The sequence below is a fragment of the Mesorhizobium sp. M8A.F.Ca.ET.218.01.1.1 genome, assembly GCF_004791165.1.
Classification (GTDB): Bacteria; Pseudomonadota; Alphaproteobacteria; order Rhizobiales; family Rhizobiaceae; genus Mesorhizobium.
Window position 1 is genome coordinate 16,528 of sequence record NZ_SRUZ01000010.1, and the last position, 20,123, is coordinate 36,650.

At 63.5% G+C, this 20,123-nt stretch carries 20 protein-coding genes; 11 read left to right on the forward strand and 9 right to left on the reverse strand.

The features are described from left to right. Nucleotides 1-23 precede the first annotated feature (23 nt). Nucleotides 24-1,289, forward strand: coding sequence for a TCR/Tet family MFS transporter (locus EN861_RS29365; protein ID WP_135867274.1), 1,266 nt, complete (start codon nucleotides 24-26; stop codon nucleotides 1,287-1,289). A 231-nt stretch (nucleotides 1,290-1,520) separates the two neighbouring features. Here the strand turns inward: EN861_RS29365 and EN861_RS29375 are convergent, their stop codons facing one another. The 3 genes from EN861_RS29375 to carA all read right to left on the reverse strand — a co-directional run bounded on the left by EN861_RS29375 (nucleotide 1,521) and on the right by carA (nucleotide 3,453). Continuing rightward, nucleotides 1,521-1,904, reverse strand: coding sequence for a helix-turn-helix transcriptional regulator (locus EN861_RS29375; RefSeq protein WP_127279690.1), 384 nt, complete (start codon nucleotides 1,902-1,904; stop codon nucleotides 1,521-1,523). After that, nucleotides 1,901-2,167, reverse strand: coding sequence for a type II toxin-antitoxin system RelE/ParE family toxin (locus tag EN861_RS29380; RefSeq protein WP_135867275.1), 267 nt, complete (start codon nucleotides 2,165-2,167; stop codon nucleotides 1,901-1,903). Before EN861_RS29380 ends, EN861_RS29375 begins: the two co-directional genes overlap by 4 nt. 68 nt (nucleotides 2,168-2,235) lie before the next feature. Continuing rightward, nucleotides 2,236-3,453, reverse strand: coding sequence for a glutamine-hydrolyzing carbamoyl-phosphate synthase small subunit (carA, locus tag EN861_RS29385; protein WP_135867276.1), 1,218 nt, complete (start codon nucleotides 3,451-3,453; stop codon nucleotides 2,236-2,238). Between the two features lie 274 nt (nucleotides 3,454-3,727). On the opposite strand from carA, the gene EN861_RS29390 reads away from it, so the two are divergent. Then, nucleotides 3,728-4,177 (forward strand): GatB/YqeY domain-containing protein, encoded by a 450-nt coding sequence (locus tag EN861_RS29390; RefSeq protein ID WP_127279693.1) that lies wholly within the window; start codon nucleotides 3,728-3,730, stop codon nucleotides 4,175-4,177. Nucleotides 4,178-4,238: 61 nt separating this feature from the next. Here the strand turns inward: EN861_RS29390 and EN861_RS29395 are convergent, their stop codons facing one another. Continuing rightward, nucleotides 4,239-5,165 (reverse strand): LysR family transcriptional regulator, encoded by a 927-nt coding sequence (locus EN861_RS29395; protein WP_135867277.1) that lies wholly within the window; start codon nucleotides 5,163-5,165, stop codon nucleotides 4,239-4,241. A gap of 100 nt (nucleotides 5,166-5,265) precedes the next feature. Between EN861_RS29395 and EN861_RS29400 the strand changes: the two genes are divergently transcribed. After that, nucleotides 5,266-6,057 carry an alpha/beta fold hydrolase gene (locus EN861_RS29400; RefSeq protein WP_135867278.1) on the forward strand — a complete coding sequence of 264 codons (792 nt, stop codon included), beginning with the start codon at nucleotides 5,266-5,268 and terminating at the stop codon, nucleotides 6,055-6,057. A gap of 28 nt (nucleotides 6,058-6,085) precedes the next feature. Here the strand turns inward: EN861_RS29400 and EN861_RS29405 are convergent, their stop codons facing one another. Next, nucleotides 6,086-7,069 carry a hypothetical protein gene (locus EN861_RS29405; RefSeq protein WP_127279696.1) on the reverse strand — a complete coding sequence of 328 codons (984 nt, stop codon included), beginning with the start codon at nucleotides 7,067-7,069 and terminating at the stop codon, nucleotides 6,086-6,088. Between the two features lie 286 nt (nucleotides 7,070-7,355). Here EN861_RS29405 and EN861_RS29410 point away from each other — a divergent pair, with 286 nt between their 5' ends. Continuing rightward, nucleotides 7,356-7,913: a GNAT family N-acetyltransferase gene (locus tag EN861_RS29410; RefSeq protein ID WP_135867279.1), complete on the forward strand. Its 558-nt coding sequence runs from the start codon at nucleotides 7,356-7,358 to the stop codon at nucleotides 7,911-7,913. Nucleotides 7,914-7,915: 2 nt separating this feature from the next. Here the strand turns inward: EN861_RS29410 and EN861_RS29415 are convergent, their stop codons facing one another. From EN861_RS29415 to EN861_RS29425, 3 genes are all read right to left on the reverse strand, one after another. After that, on the reverse strand, nucleotides 7,916-8,953 hold the full coding sequence (locus tag EN861_RS29415) for a P1 family peptidase (RefSeq protein ID WP_127870049.1): 1,038 nt from the start codon (nucleotides 8,951-8,953) through the stop codon (nucleotides 7,916-7,918). Between the two features lies 1 nt (nucleotide 8,954). Beyond that, the gene (locus EN861_RS29420; RefSeq protein WP_127278338.1) at nucleotides 8,955-10,139 is read right to left on the reverse strand and encodes an MFS transporter; all 1,185 of its coding nucleotides are present in this window, start codon (nucleotides 10,137-10,139) and stop codon (nucleotides 8,955-8,957) included. Nucleotides 10,140-10,287: 148 nt separating this feature from the next. Further along, nucleotides 10,288-11,952 (reverse strand): Na/Pi cotransporter family protein, encoded by a 1,665-nt coding sequence (locus EN861_RS29425; RefSeq protein ID WP_127278337.1) that lies wholly within the window; start codon nucleotides 11,950-11,952, stop codon nucleotides 10,288-10,290. A gap of 378 nt (nucleotides 11,953-12,330) precedes the next feature. Between EN861_RS29425 and EN861_RS29430 the strand changes: the two genes are divergently transcribed. From EN861_RS29430 to rpoD, 5 genes are all read left to right on the forward strand, one after another. Beyond that, nucleotides 12,331-12,711, forward strand: coding sequence for an RcnB family protein (locus tag EN861_RS29430; RefSeq protein ID WP_127278336.1), 381 nt, complete (start codon nucleotides 12,331-12,333; stop codon nucleotides 12,709-12,711). A 131-nt stretch (nucleotides 12,712-12,842) separates the two neighbouring features. Then, nucleotides 12,843-13,091 (forward strand): type II toxin-antitoxin system RelE/ParE family toxin, encoded by a 249-nt coding sequence (locus EN861_RS29435; protein WP_127278335.1) that lies wholly within the window; start codon nucleotides 12,843-12,845, stop codon nucleotides 13,089-13,091. A 12-nt stretch (nucleotides 13,092-13,103) separates the two neighbouring features. Beyond that, on the forward strand, nucleotides 13,104-13,469 hold the full coding sequence (locus tag EN861_RS29440; protein WP_127278334.1) for a helix-turn-helix transcriptional regulator: 366 nt from the start codon (nucleotides 13,104-13,106) through the stop codon (nucleotides 13,467-13,469). A gap of 107 nt (nucleotides 13,470-13,576) precedes the next feature. Next, entirely contained in the window at nucleotides 13,577-15,517 is a 1,941-nt protein-coding gene (gene dnaG, locus EN861_RS29445) for a DNA primase (RefSeq protein ID WP_127870053.1), read from the forward strand. Nucleotides 15,518-15,944: 427 nt separating this feature from the next. Then, complete coding sequence (gene rpoD / locus EN861_RS29450) at nucleotides 15,945-17,969, forward strand: RNA polymerase sigma factor RpoD (protein ID WP_127278332.1); 2,025 nt, start codon at nucleotides 15,945-15,947, stop codon at nucleotides 17,967-17,969. Nucleotides 17,970-18,028: 59 nt separating this feature from the next. On the opposite strand, the gene EN861_RS29455 is transcribed toward rpoD, so the two are convergent. Next, entirely contained in the window at nucleotides 18,029-19,087 is a 1,059-nt protein-coding gene (locus EN861_RS29455; RefSeq protein WP_135867280.1) for a TauD/TfdA family dioxygenase, read from the reverse strand. A 281-nt stretch (nucleotides 19,088-19,368) separates the two neighbouring features. Here EN861_RS29455 and EN861_RS29460 point away from each other — a divergent pair, with 281 nt between their 5' ends. After that, complete coding sequence (locus EN861_RS29460; protein WP_127280454.1) at nucleotides 19,369-19,662, forward strand: GYD domain-containing protein; 294 nt, start codon at nucleotides 19,369-19,371, stop codon at nucleotides 19,660-19,662. A 124-nt stretch (nucleotides 19,663-19,786) separates the two neighbouring features. Further along, nucleotides 19,787-20,053, forward strand: a complete 267-nt coding sequence (locus EN861_RS29465; protein ID WP_127280453.1) for a DUF333 domain-containing protein — start codon at nucleotides 19,787-19,789, stop codon at nucleotides 20,051-20,053. Nucleotides 20,054-20,123: the final 70 nt, after the last annotated feature.

Consider the following 20,123-nt stretch of genomic DNA (forward strand, 5'->3'; position numbering starts at 1 on the left):
GCGGCCAGAGGAGCTTGACCATCATGATCGACCCCAAAACCGCCAGGCGGGGCCTCGCGCTCGTCTTCACGACGCTGCTGCTCGACATTATCGGCTTCGGCATGATCATGCCTGTGCTGCCGGCCTTTCTCAGGGAGTTGACTGGCGTCGGCATCAGCGAAGCGGCGATCGAGGGCGGTTGGCTGTTCTTCGTCTATGCGGCCATGCAGTTCTTCTTCGCGCCCATCATGGGCGGCCTGAGCGACCGGTTCGGACGGCGGCCGATCCTGCTCGCCTCGGTGCTGACCTTCTCCATCGACAATCTGATCTGCGCCATTGCCTGGTCCTATCCGATGCTGTTCATCGGACGTGTGCTGGCCGGCATTTCGGGCGCCAGCTATTCGACGACGTCGGCCTTCATCGCCGACATTTCGAACGACGAGAACCGGGCGAAGAATTTCGGCCTGCTCGGCATTGCCTTCGGCGTCGGCTTCGTCATCGGGCCGGTGCTGGGCGGCCTGCTCGGCACGTTCGGCCCGCGCGTGCCGTTCTTTTTTGCCGCCGGGCTCGCCTTCGTGAACTTCCTGATCGCGATGTTCTTCCTGCCCGAGACGCTCGATGAAAAGCATCGCCGCCGCTTCGAGTGGAAACGCGCCAATCCGGTCGGCACGCTCCTGCAGATGCGCCAGTACCAAGGCATAGGCTGGATCGGGCTGGTCTTCTTCCTGATGACGCTCGGCCATATGATGTATCCGGCGGTGTGGTCGTTCGTCTCCAACTACCGCTATGGCTGGAGCGAGCAGCAGATCGGCTTCTCGCTCGGCGCCTTCGGCCTGTGCGGCGCGATCGTCATGGGCACGGTGCTGCCGCGTGTCATCCCCAGGCTCGGCGAGTGGAGAACGGCGGTCATCGGCCTGACCTTCACCGCGGCCAGCGCCTTCGGCTATGCCTTCGCCTCGCAAGGCTGGATGGTCTATGCGGTGATCGTCGTCGGTTGCCTGGAGGCGCTGGCCGATCCGCCGCTGAGAAGCCTCGCCGCCGCCAAGGTGCCGCCTTCGGCACAAGGCGAGCTGCAGGGCGCGATGACCTCGATCTTCTCGATCACCTCGATCATCACGCCGCTGCTCTATACCGCGATCTTTTCCTGGTTCACTGGACCCAGCGCGCCCGTCACCTTCGGCGGCGCGCCCTATCTGGTCGGCGCGTGCTTCCTGGTGCTGGCGGTCATCGTCTTCGTCACCAAGGTGACGAGACCGGCGACAATCGGAAACGCCGCCGCCGATGTGGCTGAAGACGGAGCACTGGCATGAGCCATGACGGCCGCATCGCGCTGACCAGTGACGGGCTGTCGCTGTCGCGCCTGGTCTTTGGCGCGTGGCGCCTGCTGGATGGTGGCGTGCGCTCGGACGCCGGTGCTCGGTTCGATGAAGCCGGAACGTCTGGCTTCCATGGCCAAAGCACTGAATATCGTGCTCGACCGCCAGCAATGGTTCACTATCCTGGAAGCCAGCGAAGGCCGGCCGGTGGCGTGAGGTTGGGGATCAGGCTTCAATCCATTCGCCGGGGACATCCAACGCCTTTGCCAGCATCGTGCTGGTTTGCGCGGAGGGTTTGCGGCGATTGGATTCAATGTCCGACAGGAAGCCCTGACTGACCCCAATGGTCCGCGCCAGGTCGGCTTGCGTCAGCTTGCGCCAGTTGCGCAGCGCCTTGAGGCGGCTGGAACCTCGCAAAATATCCATGGTCACCTCGGCGGGCAGGGCCTTTTCAGCTTTGAACTCAGACTTCCGCTCATCGTAGATAGCCACATCCGCAGCGTCTTCCTGGGCTTCTTCGGCCGCATGCAGCAATGCCTCGTAATCCGCCTTCGGGATAACGACCAGTTCTTCGCCGGTCGAGGTCCTTATGATTTGAGGGGCGTTCATGATGTCCTGTCCCATGGCCTGCTGTAGGTCGTCGTTTCACGCTTGCCGATATAGATCGCAAGGATCGTGGTGCGATCTTCATCGAATATGACGCGGTAGCGGCCAATCCGGAGCCTATAGCCGTCCCCGCCGGAAAGGCGCTTTACATCTCCACGGCCGCTGGCCGCGTAAGCGATCAAACCCTCGGAAACCTGCTCGCGGACATCAGCCGGCAGGTTGTCGAGATCGCGAGCCGCCGGTGCCGAAAGAACGATCGTCTTCACGAGTACAAATATCGCATAAATATCGCTCTTTGTTAAGCGATATTATCGCAGCCGCCGATTTTGCGGGATCAGGCCCGCTCGGCCAGCAATTCCTCACCGCGCTTCTGGCGGATCAGGTTGACGAAGCGGCGGAACAGATAGTGCGAATCCTGCGGGCCGGGCGAAGCCTCGGGGTGGTGCTGGACGGAAAATACCGGACGGCCGGTGAGCGCGATGCCGCAATTCGAGCCGTCGAACAGCGAGACATGGGTTTCCTCGACACCCGCGGGCAGCGAGTCGGCATCGACGGCAAAGCCATGGTTCATCGAGACGATCTCGACCTTGCCGGTTGTGTGATCCTTGACCGGGTGGTTGGCGCCGTGATGGCCCTGATGCATCTTGGCGGTCTTACCGCCCAGCGCCAGCGCCAGCATCTGATGGCCGAGGCAGATGCCGAACACGGGGATGTCGGTCTTGAGCAGGTCCTGGATGACCGGCACGGCATAGTCGCCCGTGGCTTCCGGATCGCCGGGGCCATTGGAGAGGAAGATGCCGTCGGGCTGCATGGCGAGGATTTCCTCCGAACCGGTGCTGGCCGGAACCACCGTCACCTTGGCGCCGAGGCCGGCGAGCAGGCGCAATATGTTGCGCTTGACGCCGTAGTCGATGGCCACGACGTGCAACGAAGGCTCGTCCTGCTCGCCAAAGCCTTCGTTCCAGACCCAGGGCGTCTCGCGCCAGACCGAGGACTGGCCCGACGTGACCTCCTTGGCGAGATCGAGCCCGATCAGGCCCGACCATGCGGCGGCGCGCCGCTTCAGGTCGGCGAGGTCGAAGACGCCGTCGGGCGCGTGCGCGATGACGGCGTTGGCCATGCCTTTTTCGCGGATCAGCGCGGTGAGCGCGCGGGTGTCGATGCCCGAGAGCGCGACGATGCCGCGCTTCTTCAGCCATTGATCGAGATCGCCGGCGGCGCGGTAATTGGACGGGTTGGTGACATCGGCCTTGAACACGGCGCCGACGGCGCCGGCGCGGGCGGCCGGGTTGAGGTCTTCGATGTCCTCGCCATTGGTGCCGATGTTGCCGATATGCGGGAAGGTGAAGGTGACGATCTGGCCGGCATAGGAAGGGTCGGTGAGGATTTCCTGGTAGCCGGTGAGTGCCGTGTTGAAGCAGACTTCGGCCACCGCCGAGCCGGTGGCGCCGAGGCCGCGACCCTCGATGACGGTGCCGTCTGCCAGCACCAGAAGGGCGGTCGGCTTTTCAGTGGCCCAGGGTGGGGTCAGCGCGGGCGTCATCTCGGCCATGGCGGCACTCCTATCAGGCCGCGCTGCAACGACCCTGGCGGGCATTCGCGCGGCAAAGGGCGCGAAGCAGCGATTTCGCAGCCTCCACGCAGTCAAGCTTCAGTTCATGCAAGGCCCAGTACATAGGGGAAGGGGGCAGGGCGGTCAATGATCATGCGAAACGCCGCCGCGATTTATTTCATTGAGGAATATCATAGGCTTGCCCTGGCATATGAGGGTTTGCGTTGGCCTGTCCCCGGCGCTATTGTCCGCGCCGACCGAAGGAGAGAGATCAATGCGCGCGAAAATCGCCGAATCCCTGAAGACCGCGATGAAGGCGCAGGACAAGCACCGGCTGCCGACATTGCGGCTGATCCAGGCCGCCATCCACGATCGCGACATCGCCAATCGCGGTGCCGGCAAGGACCCTGCCAGCGACGAGGAAATCCTGCAGATCCTGGCCAAGATGGTGAAGCAGCGCGAGGAATCGGCCAAGGCCTTCGAGGACGGCAAGCGGCCGGAACTGGCGGCTCAGGAGCGCGGCGAGATGGAGATCATCCGCGGCTTCCTGCCGACGCAGCTTGACGATGCGGCGGTCACGGCGGCGGCGCGCGAGGCGATTGCCGCCACCGGTGCGGCCAGCCAGAAGGACATGGGCAAGGTGATCGCCGCGCTCAAGCAGAAATATGCCGGCCAGATGGATTTCGGCAAGGCAAGCGGCATCGTCAAGGGGCTGCTGCAGTAGGGCTTTTACCCGCGCGTCGGCAGGCGTCCAACACGGCCACTCACGGCAAAGCCGTAGCTTGCTATTGGGTTGATTTCCCAGGCTCCAACGCACGGCGCAAAGCCGGCGCTTCCTGCTGGATATGGTTCCACAGACGGTGGGCGACCGGCCCGTGCGGCCGGTCGCGGCGGCGCGCCACGACCAAGTCGTCGGTGCGGCCCGGCAGATGACTGCCGGCAATGGACAGGAGCTGCCCGTCGCGCAGCTCTTCCGCGATCAGGAAATGCGGCAGGTGGCCCCAGCCGAGGCCTTGGAGCATGATTTCCTTCTTCATGGCTTGATCGGGGACCAGACATTGCGGCGCGCCTTCGACCACGAAGTAGTCCTGTCGTGGTGAATGCAGGGCGGTGTCGCGCATCACGCATTGGGTGAATGCCTGCATCTTCTCCAGTGTGATCGGTCGTTCGATGCACTCGGGCAGGAAGCCCGGCGCCACCACGGGAATGAAGGGCACCTTGCTGAGGTCGATCCATTCGATCCGTGCGTCGCCCTTGTCGATCCAGTGCAGGATCAGATCGGCTTTGTCGTCGAAAAGACGCTCCGACGGGCCGCCGACGGCTTCGAAATGGAGATGCAGCCGGGTGCCGGGGCATTGGGCGAAGAACCGTCCGAGCATGCCCAGCACCCGCGGGCGCGGGCAGAGGTCGCCGATCACGACATGGATTTCGCTTTCCTCGCCCATCGAAAGCTGGGCGGCATGGACGCGCAGGCCGTCCAGTTCGCGCAGCAGCTGCTGCGCGCGCCGCTGGAACGACAGCCCCGCTTCCGTCGCACGAACGCGATAGCCGCTGCGGTCAAGAAGAACCAGATCGAGCTGCCGTTCGAGCTTGGCGACAGCGGCGAACACCGCCGGGTGCGAGCGGTGCAGCATGGCCGCGGCCGGCTGAAAGCCGCCGGTGCGGATCACGGCTTCGAAGCACTGAAGATCGTGCAAGGTGAACTCGGCCATGTCAGCTTTGATTACAGAGATTGTCCTATCTTTGTAATATCACTAAAGCCCGACCACGGCTACGCTTTGCCTCATTCAACGTTCCAAGAGGATCTTCAACATGAGCGAGCTGAATTTCGTGACTGTCGGCGACGGCACGCGCATCGCCTATCGCTTCGACGGCGACGCCGGAAAGCCGGTGCTGGTGCTGTCCAACTCCATCGCCACCACGCTGCATATGTGGGATGGGCAGGTCGGCGAACTGTCCAGGCATTTCCGCGTTCTGCGCTACGACTTTCGTGGTCATGGCGGGTCGAGCGCGCCAGTCGGCGCCTATTCCCTCGACCGGCTTGGCCGCGACGTGATCGAACTCATCGATGCGCTCGGCCTCGGGCGCGTGCATTTTCTCGGCCTGTCGCTCGGCGGTTTCGTCGGGCAGTGGCTTGGCGTTCATGCGCCCGAGCGGATCGACCGGCTGATTCTGAGCAACACCTCGTCTCACCTTTCGCCAGCAAGTTATTTCGACGAGCGGATTGCCGTCGTGCGGCAGGCGCCGGACATGTCGGAAACGGCCGAAGTGTTTCTCAACAACTGGTTCCCGGCGGACATGGTGGCGGCCAACGAACCCGTCATTGAGGAATTCCGCACTATGCTGCTTGCGATCGACCGGCAAGGCCTGGCCGGCCTGTTCGCGGCGGTTCGTGATGCCGATCTTCGCCGCACCATCGCGCTGATCTCCCGGCCGACGCTGGTGATCGCCGGCGAGCACGACACGGTGACGGCGGCGAGCCATAGCGAGCTGATCGCGGCCGCGGTGCCCGGCGCGAAGCTCGTCGTGCTGCCCGCGGTCCACTTGTCGAACGTGGAATACCAAGCTGAGTTCATGAAGGCCGTGCTCGATTTCCTGCACTAAGCCGGTGCAGGGCGCCGTGGGTACCGTCTCACGGCTCCTTGCAGATCGGCAGTGGCTGCGCAGGTGGTGCGGGATGATCCTGCTTATATTGGGCGATGACAGGCTCGAGGGTTTTTCGCGGCCAGAATTTCGGCGTACCGATCTCCTTCAGGCAGGATGCGTTCCAGTAGGTGCCTGAAGCGGAATGGCCGCTCGCAATGGCGGCGATGTCGCGCGATTCCGGGTAGATGTAGAGCGTCGTCGGATTGTCCTTCACCATCGAGATGAGTTGCCTGGCATCGGCCGGGGACCAACTGGTGCAGCCATTGCTGCGGCCGCCGGCATAGTCCACCAGCTTGCCGAACGGCACCATGCCGTCGTGGTCGGCATAGGCGCTGTTCGGGGTCTTGCGCATGCACATGGTGCGCAGCACCTGCGCCGCGTGGCCGCCGATCACGCGCTGCCTGGCGTTGGCGGCCTCGCCTTCGCCGTCGAACTGGATGAAAGTGCGCTGGAAAGCCACGTCCTGTTTCGCGCCGGTGCGATAAAAGCCCTTGAACGAGGTTTTCGCTTCGCGGGTCATGTAGGCGCCGCCGGCGGTCAGTTCCGAATCCATGGCGTTGCCGAAGTTCTTGGCGCAGCGCCTGCCGTTCGAAAAGTTCACGGTGCCTTTCAGGTTCCGGCCGCCGCCATGGCCCGCCGAAATCGCGCGAAACGACTGGCTGGCTTCGCACACGACATAGTAGCGGCGTCCCAGCACGCCATTGCCGAGATCGCCGGGACGGGTGGCGTCCATGGCGAAATAGCAGGGGTTCCGGACGGCGCCCTGCGCCACTTTCTGCAGGTAAAGCGAGCGCGCCCGCTCCAGCACCACTTGTGAAATCTGGCCGTCGGCGTTGCCGACGTGGGCCTGCAGCCAGGCGGGAACGGCCGATGGCGCGGCAAAGGATCGGGCCGATGCCGTCAGGGCAATGACGACGACGAGGAGGCCGAGGAGCGTAACGACACCCAACGGGACAGATCTCAACCGCACCGGACCCATTCTCCTGTCGAAGCCGTTCGTGATTCCCCACGATGAATCACCCAAGCACAATCATAAAACGCCGCGCGCCATCAGGCGAAACACATCTTGTTTAGCGCGCCGGCAAGTATGCGCGAAAAGCCGAGGGAGACGCGCAACCAGCCATGCCGGCCCAAGGCGGCTGTGGAAGCCTGAAAAACGTCCCCCGATTTTCGATCCGCCGAGATCCGCTTTCAGGCGGCTTGAGCGCTCTGCTGTCCAAGGGTATGCCTGCTTCGTTTTTCAGGAAGCATCGACCATGATCGAGATCGTCAAACCCCCGCTCGAACATCTGCCGTCCTACAAGGCGGCGCTCGAACGCGGCTGGTCGCCGGACAATGTGCGGCTCATGGAGGCAACACGCGCGGAGCTTGCGGCGATCGACGAGGACCCCATGGCATTCCTCGCCAGCCTCGACGATCCCGAGGCCAAGGGGCCGCGCATCGCCTTGCCAGACGGCACACAAGTGCCACGCCTGCCGGGTTTCCGCCGCTGGATCTGGGACGGCGAGGCGTCGGGCTCGATCGGCTTTCGCTGGCAGAAGGGCACGGCGGAACTGCCGCCGCACGTGCTTGGCCATATCGGTTATGCCGTGGTGCCGTGGAAGCGAAAGCGCGGCTACGCCACCGAGGCGGTGAAGCTGATGCTGGACGAGGCGAGGGCGGTCCGCCTGCCCTATGTCGAGCTCACTGCCAAGCCGGGCAATCCGGCCTCGCACAAGGTGATCCTGGCCAATGGCGGCAGACTCGTCGAGCGCTTCTTCGAGGACGCCGCCTATGGCGGGGTAGAGAGCCTGCGGTTCCGGATCGATTTGTAAGCCTATCGCCTTTCAACCTGATCGCCGAACCAGTCGGCGAGCGATGCGCGGTGCGTGCCGGCCCGGCCGGTGAAAGCGTCGGCGGAAAGCATGGAGTTCAGCACCGCCTCCTGCGTCGCTTCCGCCGCCGCCCTGAAAAGAATGTCGATGCGCGCTTCGTTGAGCGCGAGCAGCGGCACCAGATCGCGGTTTTCATCATGGTCGATCAGGCTGCCGGTGCTGAAGGCGATGGCGATGTCCCCGCTGCCATTGCCCCAGAAGGAGCCAAGCCTGGCGATGCCGGCCCCGGTGCGGCGCGCCACGCGCTCGAGCTGGCGGTGTTCGAGCGGCACATCCGTCGCCAGAACGATCATGATCGAGCCGCGTTCGGGCTCGGCGTGCCGCCTGGGATCGGGCCGGCGCCCGTCGGGCAGGACGAGGTCGCCGGGCCTGCCGAAATTCGACAGGACCAGAACGCCAAGATGATGTCCGCCGCCAAGCGCGATCTTCCTGGAGGCCGAGCCGATGCCGCCCTTGAAGCCGAAGCAGCTCATTCCCGTTCCGGCGCCGACATTGCCCTGTTCGACGGCGCCCTCACGCGCATCGGCGAGCGCGGCAAGGGCATGCTCCTCCGATATCGCCAGGGCTTGGATGTCGTTCAGCGGGCCGTCATTGCACTCACCGACCACCGGATTGACGGTTCCGGTGGTGCGGCCGATATCGGGGTTCTGGCGGATGGCGTCACGGATCAGCGCCGTGGCGCAGATGCCGACCGAGAGCGTGTTGGTCAGGAGAACAGGCGTCTCGATGGTGCCGAGTTCCTGCACCTGCATCAGCCCGATGGTCTTGCCGAAGCCGTTGATGACATGGCTTGCCGCCGTCACCTTTTTGCGGAACAGATTTCCGCCATGCGGCAGGACCGCGGTCACGCCGGTGTTGATGTCGCCGTCGCGCAGCGTGCAGTGACCGACGCGCACGCCAGGCACATCGGTGATCGCATTGTGCGTGCCCGTCGGCAAGGTGCCGCAGGTCAGGCCGAAATCAGCGACAGTCCTTGCCATGTTATTCGGCGGCCACCGGTACCGGCGGGCTGATGTCGCTGCGCCGTTCCCAGAGATGGGAAATGACAGCCACGATGACGGCAACCGCCATCGCGAAGGCGCCAACAACCGGCAGGCTGCGATAGCCGTAGCCGGCATTGAGCATGGCTGCTCCGAGCGACGCGGCCAATGCGATGCCGATATTGAAGCCGGACGGGATGAGCGAAGCGGCGAGACCGGAGGCATCCGCCGTCCAGGCCAGGATGCGGGTCTGGATGGGGGTGCCGATGGCGAAGTTGAGACCGCCCCAGACGATGATCGCGACAACCATCGGCAGGGGGTAGGGGCTGACGAGATAGATGATGGCCAGCGTCACCGCCTGCAGGGCGAGCATGGAGATCAGCGACGGCATCAGTTTCCAGTCGGACAGTTTGCCACCGAGGAAGACGCCAAGCGTGGCGCCGACGCCGTTGAGCAGCAGCACCCAGGGCACCAGGTTTTCGTCGAGCCCTGTGACCTCCAGCAGCGTTGGGGTGATGTAGGTGAACAGGCAGAACTGGCCGAGCATCAGCATCAGCATCAGGATCAGCGAGGTCCAGACCTGCTGGCGCGCCAGCACCCGAACCTCGCTGGCAAGGCTCGCCGACTTGGCCTGATATCCGGTAGCGCGCGGCAACAAAGCCGCCATGGCAAGAGTTGCCGCCACGCCCAGTGCGCCCATCACCCAGAATGTCGCGCGCCAGCCCCAGATGTTGCCGATGGCGGTGCCCGCCGGCACACCGATGACGTTGGAGACGGTGAGGCCCGACAGGATGACGGCCACCGCCATGCCGCGCTGATCCTCGCGCACCAGGCCGACGGCAACCACCATGGCAACGCCGAAATAGGCGCCATGCGCGACGGCCACGGCAATGCGCAGCAACAGCATGGAGGTGAAGTCGGGCGCCAGCGCGCAGGCCGCCTGACCGATGGTGAAGGCGACAGCGAGGCCGAGCAGCAAGGCCTTGCGCGACAGGCTCTTGGTGGCGAGCGCCAGCAGCGGCCCACCGATGGCGATGCCGCAGGCATAGCCGGAGACGAGGTAGCCGGCGGAAGGAACCGAAACGCCAAGCCCTTGCGCCACCTGCGGCAGCACGCCGGCGATGACGAATTCGGTGGTGCCGAAAGCGAAAGCGGCGATGAACAGGGCGATGAGCGGCAGCGACATGAGAAACAAACCCTCGAAATGGAAGGCTCAAACCATGGATGGCCGTGGCGGGCAATCCAGAAATTTTTGTCGCCGGTTTAGGTTTTCTTGAGCGGGGTGCAGCGATGAAGCACCAATGTCCCCCCCGAGGGGGAGATTGGCAACTTTGTCAGCTCGCCTTCAGTCTGGATCCAAAAAGCAGGCCGCGCTCTTCCAGCACGGGATAGGCCATCGACGCCAGCAGCGAGTTGATCTGCTTCAGGTCGCGGATGGTATCGAGGTGGATCGAGCTGGTTTCGACGCTTCTGGCGGTGCCTTCGCGCAGGCGCAGGAAATGGCTGGCGCTGGTTTCCTTCTCGCGGTCACGCAGCCGGTCCTTCTCCAGCACAAGCTGGCGAGCGGTCTCGGGGTCTCGCGACACCAGCACGTTGAAGGCAAGACGGGCATTGGCCAGCACCGAGCCATGGAAGGCGCACAACTCGCTCCAGCCTTCGTCGGTGAATTCCAGGCCGCGCTCGAATTTCTTCTTCACATGCACAAGCATGTTACGCACGATGATGTCGCCGACCTGCTCGAGCTTGACACAGGCGCCGATCAGCTCCTGGCAGCGCAGCGCCTCGTCTTCGGTCATCGGGTTCCTGGTCACCTTTGCGAGGTAGAGCTTTATGGCCGCGTGCCTGCGGTCGACACGGTCGTCGAGGGCCGCCAGCGCCTTGATCTTGTCCGAGTCGGCGTCCTCATAGAGTTCGATGATGCGCTTGAGCATGATCTCGACCGTCTCGCAGACCCGCACCACCTCGCGTGTGGCGTTGGCCAGAGCCTGGCTCGGCACATCGAGCGCGCTTTCGTTGAGCGCCGACAGTTCGACAACCTCGAGCGTGGCGGCAGGCGCCGGCTTGGCGCCGAGGGCCACGATCCTTTCGGAGGCTCGGTAGACCAAACCGGCCAGAGGCAGGCCGGCGAGCAGGATGATCACATTGAACAGGATATGGGCGTTGACGATCTGATCGGCCGCCGTCGAGCCGAGGAAGGCGACATGCGGCCGGAAGATCATGAACAGGATCAGCATGACCAGCGAGCCAAGCCCGCGCATCAGGAGGTTGCCGACCGGCACGACACGGACTTCGGGGCTGGCCGAGCGTGTCAGCATCGGCGCGATCAGCGACGAACCGAGATTGACCCCGAGGATAAGGACGAGGCCGAGTTCAGGGCTGATCAGGCCGCGGCCGGCCAGCGTCGCCATCAACAGCACCGCCGCGATGCTCGACTGGAACAGCCAGGTGATCATTGCCGCCAACAGGTAGGCGGTGATGGAATCGCTGGAGAAATAATTGAGGATGACCGGCAGCAGCTGGCTGTTGCGCAGCGGCTCGGACGCCTGGCCGATCATTTCCAGGGACAGGATCAAGAGGCCGATGCCGACCAGGATGCGGCCGGTCTGTCGCCAATCGCGCCGCTCGGTGGCCATGAACATCACCGTGCCCGATATCAGGCAGAGCGGCACCAACAGCGTGAGATCGAAGGTCAGCAGCTTGACCACCAGAGCAGAGCCGATCTCGGCGCCACGCACGGCCAACTGGCCGGCGGCGCCCGAGACGATGCCGGAACCGGCGAAGGAGCCGACCAGCAGCGTGACCGCGGTCGAGCTTTGCAGCGCGATCGCGAGGCCGGTGCCGGCCAGCACCGCCATGATCGGGTTGCGCATGGTGGCGCGCAGGCGATGACGCAGCACGTCGCCATAGGCGCGCTCGACGCCGGTCTTGACCATGCGGGTGGCAAACAGCATCAGCGCGACGGCGCCGGCCAGATGCAGGAGGACGACGGAACCGCTCATCGCGGCGCCTGCATGCGTGCATGGCGCTCGCTGCGGCCGGCATGGCGACGGGGGGAGAAGGCGAGGGTACGAATCATGGTCATGACAGCCTTGGAATATAGCCGGAATATTTTAGCCGAATAATAAAAATTTGTCGATTTCAAGGGGCCGCCGCGAGGCGACAGCCGGTGTCAGAAAATGGACGGGTCCGCTAGGGGTTGCACCGGCTTGAGCGGGGATCGGCCGGATCTGCGATGTTTTGGCGCCGATCTTTGTGATGATGTTCAAATCTTTTTTATAAGCAGAGGAATTCATTACACAATTGTAATGCTGCCGTTCAGTTTCGGTTCATCCCCTGGCCGTTATCCCTCCCGGCATCGACAACCAAGGAGACCTCTGATGAAACGCATTGTTCTTTCCGCCCTCGCTTTCTCGATTCTGGCCGCCACCTCGCTTGCCGGCCAGGCAGCGCCGATGAACGCGCCAGTGGCGCCGCAGTCGAACTACACCAAGGTCGACTGGCAGAAGCCTACCCACCGGGACGCCAAGAAGCGCGTCATCCAGAAGCGGTTCGTCCAGAAGAAGGTCGTCGTGAAGCGGAACAACTGGCGCAATGGCCAGAAATATTCTGGCTGGAGGCGGTACCAGCCGATCCGCGACTATGGCCGCTATGGCCTGCATCGTCCCGGCCGCGGCCAGGAATGGATCCGCGTCGGCAATGACTATGTGCTGGTCGGCATCCTCTCCGGCGTCATCTTCGGCGCGCTCGCCGCGCAATAATCATTGACGATGGCCGGCATCTCGCCGGCCCTTCGATAGAAGGCGGCCCGCGAGGGTCGCCTTCTTTTTGACTATCCGGTCTCATGCCGACCCGCCTTGCTGAAAATATCACAATATGCGATATTTAAACGGTGAAGAGGGTCATACTTCTGCCCTTGGCGGCAAAAGCGTTGCGAAAGCATCGGGTCGATGCCGAGAGGATTTTATCGAAGATCGAAACCTATGCCAGGGACGCGAGTACGCTTGCCAACAGCGTCAAGGCCTTGCAGGGATCGTCGGCGCTGCGCTTAAGGGTCGGCGACTATCGCGTGATCTTCGAAGAGACGGATCAAGAGATCATCGTGACCAAGATCGGACCGCGTGGATCGGTATATGATTGAAGGAATGCCGGGATGAACAACATCGCCTATGTCACGACGCCAGGTGGCGAGGAACTGGCCATCCTGCCGCGCAGCGAACTGGAAGCCCTTCGTGAATCGCTGGAGCATGCGCAGGCGCTTGGCGGGTTTCGTGCCGGGCAGCTTCCCGGTCTTACGCCCGATGAAGCACGAGCACTTGTTGGCGCGGTCTCTCCGCTGGCCTTCTGGCGCAGATACCGCAAGCAGACCCAGGCCGTTCTCGCTGCCTCCGTGGGCGTGACCCAGAACTATCTTTCGGATATCGAGAACGGAAAGCGCGGTGGGGACGTCACGCTTTGGCTGCGGATTGCCCGTGCTCTCGAATTGCCGATCGAGAGTTTGGTCGACGACGGCGACTGATCAGCGGACCGCGGAGTGGCCTTGCCCTGTGGAAACCGGGTATGGCCTCTATTGGGGGTCGTCTGAAATCGCGGGCATGATTATATGGTGGCGAAACGAGTTCCCCGATGCGATTTCCGCCTGCCTTCCTCGACGAGATACGCGACCGCGTGCCGATTTCACAGCTTATCGGCCAGCGCGTGGCGTGGGATCGCAAGAAGACCAACGCATCGCGCGGCGACTATTGGGCGTGCTGTCCGTTCCATGGCGAGAAGAGCCCGTCCTTCCACTGCGAGGACAAGAAGGGGCGCTATCACTGTTTCGGCTGCTCGGTCTCGGGTGACCATTTCAAGTTTCTCACCGAACTCGAAGGACTGAGTTTTCCCGAGGCGGTCGAGAAGATCGCCGACATGGCCGGCGTGCCGATGCCGGTCCGCGACGAACGGGAGGAACAGCGCGAGAAGGAACGCGCCAGCCTGACCGATGTCATGGAGATGGCGACCGCCTTCTTCCAGGAGCGTCTGCAAGGGCCGGAGGGCGCCAAGGCCCGCGCCTATCTCAGGGATCGTGGGCTGACGCCGGCGACACAGCAGTCGTTCCGGCTCGGCTTCGCGCCCGACAGCCGCAATGCGCTGAAGGAGCATCTGGCGGCCAAGGGTGTGCCGAAAGCCGATATCGAGGCCTGCGGGCTGGTGCGCCATGGCGACGACATTCCGGTCTCCTATGACTGGTTCCGCGACCGCATCATGTTCCCGATCCCGGATTCGCGCGGCAAGATCATCGCCTTTGGCGGCCGCGCCCTGGCCCCCGATGCGCTCGCCAAATACATGAACTCGCCCGACACCGAGCTCTTCCACAAGGGCAATGTGCTCTACAATTTCGCCCGCGCCCGCAAAGCCTTGGCGAAAGGCGGCACGGTCATCGCCGTCGAAGGCTATATGGATGTGATCGCGCTGGCGCAGGCGGGTTTCGAGAATGTCGTGGCGCCGCTCGGCACAGCGCTCACGGAAAACCAGCTCGAATTGTTGTGGCGCATGGCGCCGGAGCCGATGCTGTGCTTCGACGGCGACAAGGCCGGGCTGAAGGCGGCATGGCGGGCAGCCGACATGGCGCTGCCGTCAGTGCAGGCCGGACGCTCGGCGCGCTTCGCGCTGCTGCCGGAAGGCAAGGATCCCGACGATCTGGTCAAGGCCGAGGGGCCCGACGCCTTCCGCGCCGTGCTGGCCGATGCGCGGCCGCTGGTCGACCTGTTGTGGATGCGCGAAACGGCCGGCGGCGTCTTCGACACGCCGGAGCGGCGGGCCGAACTCGAGAAGACGCTGCGCGAACTTACCAGCCGCATCCGCGACGAAAGCCTGCGCTACCACTACCAGCAGGAGATGCGCGAGCGGGTGCTGAGCTTCTTCGGCTCCCAGCGCAATGCGCGGCAAGGTCGTCAGGATGGCGGCCGGCCCGGTCAACGCGGCCAGGGCAAGCCCGCGCCCGGCGGCCAATTCGCCAAGGCCGGTGGCGGCCGGATGCCGATCACCGAAAGCCTCGGCCAGTCGGCGCTGGTCAGGCGCGGCGAGGGGATGTCGGTGCGCGAGGCGACGATCATCGTGGCACTGGTCAACCACCCGGCACTGATCGACGAGAATTTCGCCCATGTCGAGTTCCTCGACCTCGCCAATTCCGACCTGACGCGGCTGCACGCCGCCATTCTCGACGCGATGGCGCATGACATGGCCAATGACCGCCACGCCGTGGTGGCGACGATCGAACGCGCCGGCTGCGCCGAGATCTGGGAGCGCGCCGTCGGCCTGATCAAGCGGGCGCGGCAATGGCCGGCGCTGGAGACGGCGGCCCTCGAGGATGCCCGCGACGCTCTGAACCAGGCGTTGCACTTGCAGCGCAGCGCGCGCACCTTACATAAGGAGCTGAAACAGGCGGAAGCGGCCCTCGAAGCGGACCCTTCGGACGAAAACTTCCGCCATCTGATCGAAATTCAGGCGCAATTTCAGGATGTACAAGCGACGGAAGCGCTGATCGAAGGATTCGGCGTTTCGTCGGGCAGGGCTGGGCGAGCCTAAGTGCAGCTGAGTGCGGGAATGAAGGCGCGGCCACGCTTCCCTTGGGGGCGAGGCGCGCTAAGTCGGGTAATTGATTCGCTTTTTTCATGCGAATCATGCCAGAGGCGCTTGACCTTCGGACAGAATGGCGGAATCAGGACGATTCGAAACGTTAACCCGCACCCGCATCGACGGGAAACAAGCGATGCAAGGTACTTGATCACTGGACAGGCGGCCCGCCTGCCACAGATATTAGGGTTAATCTGGACTTAATGTATGCTGCCCAAGAGTGGAACCCGGTTTTGGGGCAACGGCATGCACCAAACAAAAGAGTGGATGCAGTTCATGGGCCGGGTAAAGCGCGTTTAGAAAAACGGGCGTATCCGATTTGACTGGTCCGACAGCTTACGCGGCCCCGATGGCCGGCCGCTAGGAGAAGATAAAGACTATGGCGACAAAGGAAAAGGAAGAGGTCGAGACCGAACGCGAAGGCGCCACCGATGGGCCCTTGCTCGACCTTTCCGATGATGCTGTCAAGAAGATGATCAAGGCCGCCAAGAAGCGCGGCTATGTCACCATGGACGAGCTGAATTCGGTGCTGCCTTCCGAGGAAGTGACCTCCGAGCAAATCGAGGACACGATGGCGATGCTGTCCGACATGGGCATCAACGTCGTCGAGGATGACGAGCAGGGCGAAGAGGCCGAGGCGGGCGACACGGCCGCCGATGCCGAGGAAGACGCCAACGAGCTGGCCGAGCAGACCGGCACCGCCGTCGCCGCCACCACGACCAAGAAAGAGCCGACCGACCGCACCGACGATCCGGTGCGCATGTATCTGCGCGAAATGGGTTCGGTCGAGCTCCTGTCGCGCGAAGGCGAAATCGCCATCGCCAAGCGCATCGAGGCCGGCCGCGAGACCATGATCGCGGGGTTGTGCGAAAGCCCGCTGACCTTCCAGGCCATCATCATCTGGCGCGACGAGCTCAACGAATCCAAGATCCTGCTGCGCGAGATCATCGATCTCGAAGCCACCTATGCCGGCCCCGAAGCCAAGCAGGCCCCCGTTGTCGAACGCATCGAGGAAGCGCCCAAGGCCGAGGAAAAGCCGCGCCGCGGACGCGACGATGAAGACGACGTCACCAACGTCGGCGCCGACACGCGCGGCATCGGCGACGACGACGAGGAAGACGAGGACGAGGCGAGCCTGTCCCTGGCGGCGATGGAAGCGGAACTGCGCCCGCAGGTGATGGAGACGCTCGACGTCATCGCCGACACCTACAAGAAGCTGCGCAAGCTGCAGGACCAGCAGGTCGAGAACCGTCTGGCCGCCGCCGGTACTTTGTCGCCCAGCCAGGACCGCCGGCTGAAGGAACTGAAGGACCAGCTGATCAAGGCGGTGAAGTCGCTGTCGCTCAACACGGCGCGCATCGAGGCGCTGGTCGAGCAGCTCTACGACATCAACAAGCGCCTGGTGCAGAACGAAGGCAAGCTTTTGCGCCTCGCCGAAAGTTATGGCGTGCGCCGCGAGGAGTTCCTGAAGGAATATCAGGGCTCCGAGCTCGATCCGAACTGGACGCGTTCGATCGCCAATCTGACCTCGCGCGGCTGGAAGGAATTCACCAAGAACGAGAAGGATGCGATCAAGGACCTGCGCGCCGAGATCCAGCACCTGGCCACCGAAACGGCGATCTCGATCCTGGAATTCCGCAAGATCGTCAACCAGGTGCAGAAGGGCGAGCGCGAAGCCGCGATCGCCAAGAAGGAAATGGTCGAGGCCAATCTGCGCCTCGTCATCTCCATCGCCAAGAAATACACCAATCGCGGCCTGCAGTTCCTCGACCTGATCCAGGAAGGCAATATCGGCCTGATGAAGGCGGTCGATAAGTTCGAATACCGCCGCGGCTACAAGTTCTCGACCTACGCGACATGGTGGATCCGGCAGGCGATCACGCGTTCGATCGCCGACCAGGCCCGCACCATCCGCATTCCGGTGCACATGATCGAGACGATCAACAAGATCGTGCGCACCTCGCGCCAGATGCTGCACGAGATCGGCCGCGAGCCGACGCCAGAGGAACTGGCCGAAAAGCTTGCCATGCCGCTCGAAAAAGTGCGCAAGGTGTTGAAGATCGCCAAGGAGCCGATCTCGCTCGAAACGCCTGTCGGCGACGAGGAGGATTCGCATCTGGGCGACTTCATCGAGGACAAGATGGCGATCCTGCCGATCGACGCCGCGATCCAGGCCAATCTGCGCGAGACCACCACGCGCGTTTTGGCCTCGCTGACGCCGCGCGAGGAGCGCGTGCTCAGAATGCGCTTCGGCATCGGCATGAACACCGACCACACGCTGGAAGAAGTCGGCCAGCAGTTCTCGGTCACCCGCGAGCGTATCCGCCAGATCGAAGCCAAGGCGCTGCGCAAGCTCAAGCATCCGAGCCGCAGCCGCAAGCTGCGCAGCTTCCTGGACAGCTGAGTTCATTTTTGTCGCGAAGAGTTAAGGGCGCCGGTTGGCGCCCTTTTTCGTTTCAGGTGTCAAAGCAGCGGCACGTTCAGCCGCGCGCCCTTGATGATGATGCCGCCCCGGTCGCCGATCTCTATCGAGCCATAACGCTGCCGGAAGCAGTCCGGCAGCGGCCGGTCGCCGGGGATAGACAGCCACAGGCGCAGCATATGGCGCCGCTTGCCCGGTTCAGGCCAATCGCGAAAACCCGTGCGGTCGTGAAGCAGCGAATGATTGTAGACGAACTGCATGTCGCCGGGCCGAAGCCGCATCGACAGGTTCAACCGGGGATCATTGGCGAGGCTGTCGAAGAGATCCAGCGCTTCGACATGGGCGGCGGTGAGTCGCATGGCATCGGGAAAGCGTTGCGCGCTGTCGACGTACTGGCGCTGATAGATGCCGGTCAGCAGTCCGGCATGCCAGTTGAGCACCGGGATTTCGAAATAGGGCTTTTGCCCTTCCGGTATTTCGCCGCGCCGGTCGGTGGCGATCGGATCAAACAGCATGCGGACGAGATCAGGCCGTCTTTTTCGCATCTCGTTGTAGATCCTCACCGTGCTGACCAGCAGGGACTCGCCGCCTTGCATGGCGTCTTGCAGGCAAAGCAGGCCGACGACATCGGCGGAATCGGTGTGAAATGTCTGGCGCTCCGCCGTCTGGTAGATGCGCGTCCTGGTGTCCCTGGCGTCGGCGCCGATGTCGCGGACATGGCCGAGGATATGGCCCTGGGCATTCTGGGACCGCGCGCTACCCAGATGGGCGCCAACCCCGCAGAAGATCGTTGCCGCCATCTCGGCGGAATATCTTTCGACCGGGAGACCGCGCAGCACCTCGAAGCCAATACCGGCAATCAGTTTTTCGCGAAGCGCGGCAAGATGGCAGTCAAGCCGGGGCAAAGGGAAATCAGCCTGGGTCAGGCCGCCGATATCATGCGAGCCGGCAAGGAAGCTGGTTGCGGCGGCTTCCAACTCGGCTACGTCCTGCGGCTCCAGTTCGACGAGCCATGTCTCGGTGTGCCTGGCCATGTCCTCACCAGTCCACGCGGCGGGAATGTCGATCTGTACCGGTGGCAGGTCTGTTGTCTCGCGCATGAAGCTCTCCGGCGGCTGGACGGGCCTCGGACGTTTTGCCGGGCTGACGCCACGACGGAGATTGCCGCAATCAAGCGGGTTTTCAAACAGGGCTTCAACTGGCCGCGCTCACTGCAATGGGGCCGGCGCGGTAGCGCTTGCAGGACGTCGGCAGCGGGAGGATAATCCGACGTCGGATGCATTTTTCGGGCGACAACCCCGGAAGCCCGCCCCGGTCGAGACCGTGTCGACAGACCAACGGCCTCGTTGCCGTGCTCCGTGGCCCCGGAGGGAGGTGTGCCATGACAAGCTACATCGTGCTGATGAACTGGACCGAGCAGGGCGCCAAAAATTTGCGCGAGTCACCGAAGCGGCTCGACGCCGCCAGGAAGCAATTGGGTGAGATGGGTGGATCGTTCAAGGCGTTCTACCTGACCATGGGCGAGTACGACATGGTGGCGGTGGTCGAGGCGCCCGACGACGCGATCCTGGCGCGTTTCTCGCTGATGCTGGCGGCAGCCGGCAACATCAGGACGCGGACGATGAAGGCCTTCCCCGAATTCGCCTATCGCGAGATCATCACCTCACTTGGATAATGAGGTTTCCGACGGCCGGGTCAGGTGCCGCCTCAACGGCACCTGATCCGGCGTTCCGACAAATTCGACATCTGCCTCGGGACAGGGCGCCTCGCCATGGTAGACGCGGCCAGGAGAGATCGCGATGAACATTTTTTCGACACCGGCCATCGGCCTTGCCTTGATATCCATGATGCCCGTCGATGCCGGCGCCGCGCAAAAATCGGTCGCCATGGCCAATCCGGCATCGGTCCATTGCGGTGCGATCGGCGGCCGCTTCGTGGTCAGGAAGGACAAGGCCGGCAACGAATACGGGTTTTGCCGCCTGCCCAATGGACGCCTGTGCGAGGAGTGGGCGCTGTTTCGCGACAACAAATGCGTCGGGCCGAAGGCCGCGATGCGTCGGAACTGACGCGTCTGTTGGAAGCGGCGCAAGCCGTGTCGTGCGGTCCCGTCGATGACATGGCGCGCCGCCGTGATAG

Excerpts from the sequence above, each read along its gene's own strand:
- EN861_RS29465 (WP_127280453.1), top strand. The coding sequence starts at position 19,787 with ATGAACATTTTTTCGACACCGGCCATCGGCCTTGCCTTGATATCCATG.
- EN861_RS29410 (WP_135867279.1), top strand. The coding sequence starts at position 7,356 with ATGATCGAGATCGTCAAACCCCCGCTCGAACATCTGCCGTCCTACAAG.
- EN861_RS29425 (WP_127278337.1), bottom strand. The coding sequence starts at position 11,952 with ATGAGCGGTTCCGTCGTCCTCCTGCATCTGGCCGGCGCCGTCGCGCTG.
- EN861_RS29455 (WP_135867280.1), bottom strand. The coding sequence starts at position 19,087 with ATGCGCGAGACAACAGACCTGCCACCGGTACAGATCGACATTCCCGCC.
- carA (WP_135867276.1), bottom strand. The coding sequence starts at position 3,453 with ATGGCCGAGATGACGCCCGCGCTGACCCCACCCTGGGCCACTGAAAAG.
- EN861_RS29375 (WP_127279690.1), bottom strand. The coding sequence starts at position 1,904 with ATGAACGCCCCTCAAATCATAAGGACCTCGACCGGCGAAGAACTGGTC.
- EN861_RS29390 (WP_127279693.1), top strand. The coding sequence starts at position 3,728 with ATGCGCGCGAAAATCGCCGAATCCCTGAAGACCGCGATGAAGGCGCAG.
- EN861_RS29460 (WP_127280454.1), top strand. The coding sequence starts at position 19,369 with ATGACAAGCTACATCGTGCTGATGAACTGGACCGAGCAGGGCGCCAAA.
- EN861_RS29415 (WP_127870049.1), bottom strand. The coding sequence starts at position 8,953 with ATGGCAAGGACTGTCGCTGATTTCGGCCTGACCTGCGGCACCTTGCCG.
- EN861_RS29400 (WP_135867278.1), top strand. The coding sequence starts at position 5,266 with ATGAGCGAGCTGAATTTCGTGACTGTCGGCGACGGCACGCGCATCGCC.
- EN861_RS29440 (WP_127278334.1), top strand. The coding sequence starts at position 13,104 with ATGAACAACATCGCCTATGTCACGACGCCAGGTGGCGAGGAACTGGCC.
- EN861_RS29430 (WP_127278336.1), top strand. The coding sequence starts at position 12,331 with ATGAAACGCATTGTTCTTTCCGCCCTCGCTTTCTCGATTCTGGCCGCC.
- dnaG (WP_127870053.1), top strand. The coding sequence starts at position 13,577 with ATGCGATTTCCGCCTGCCTTCCTCGACGAGATACGCGACCGCGTGCCG.
- EN861_RS29365 (WP_135867274.1), top strand. The coding sequence starts at position 24 with ATGATCGACCCCAAAACCGCCAGGCGGGGCCTCGCGCTCGTCTTCACG.
- EN861_RS29395 (WP_135867277.1), bottom strand. The coding sequence starts at position 5,165 with ATGGCCGAGTTCACCTTGCACGATCTTCAGTGCTTCGAAGCCGTGATC.
- rpoD (WP_127278332.1), top strand. The coding sequence starts at position 15,945 with ATGGCGACAAAGGAAAAGGAAGAGGTCGAGACCGAACGCGAAGGCGCC.
- EN861_RS29420 (WP_127278338.1), bottom strand. The coding sequence starts at position 10,139 with ATGTCGCTGCCGCTCATCGCCCTGTTCATCGCCGCTTTCGCTTTCGGC.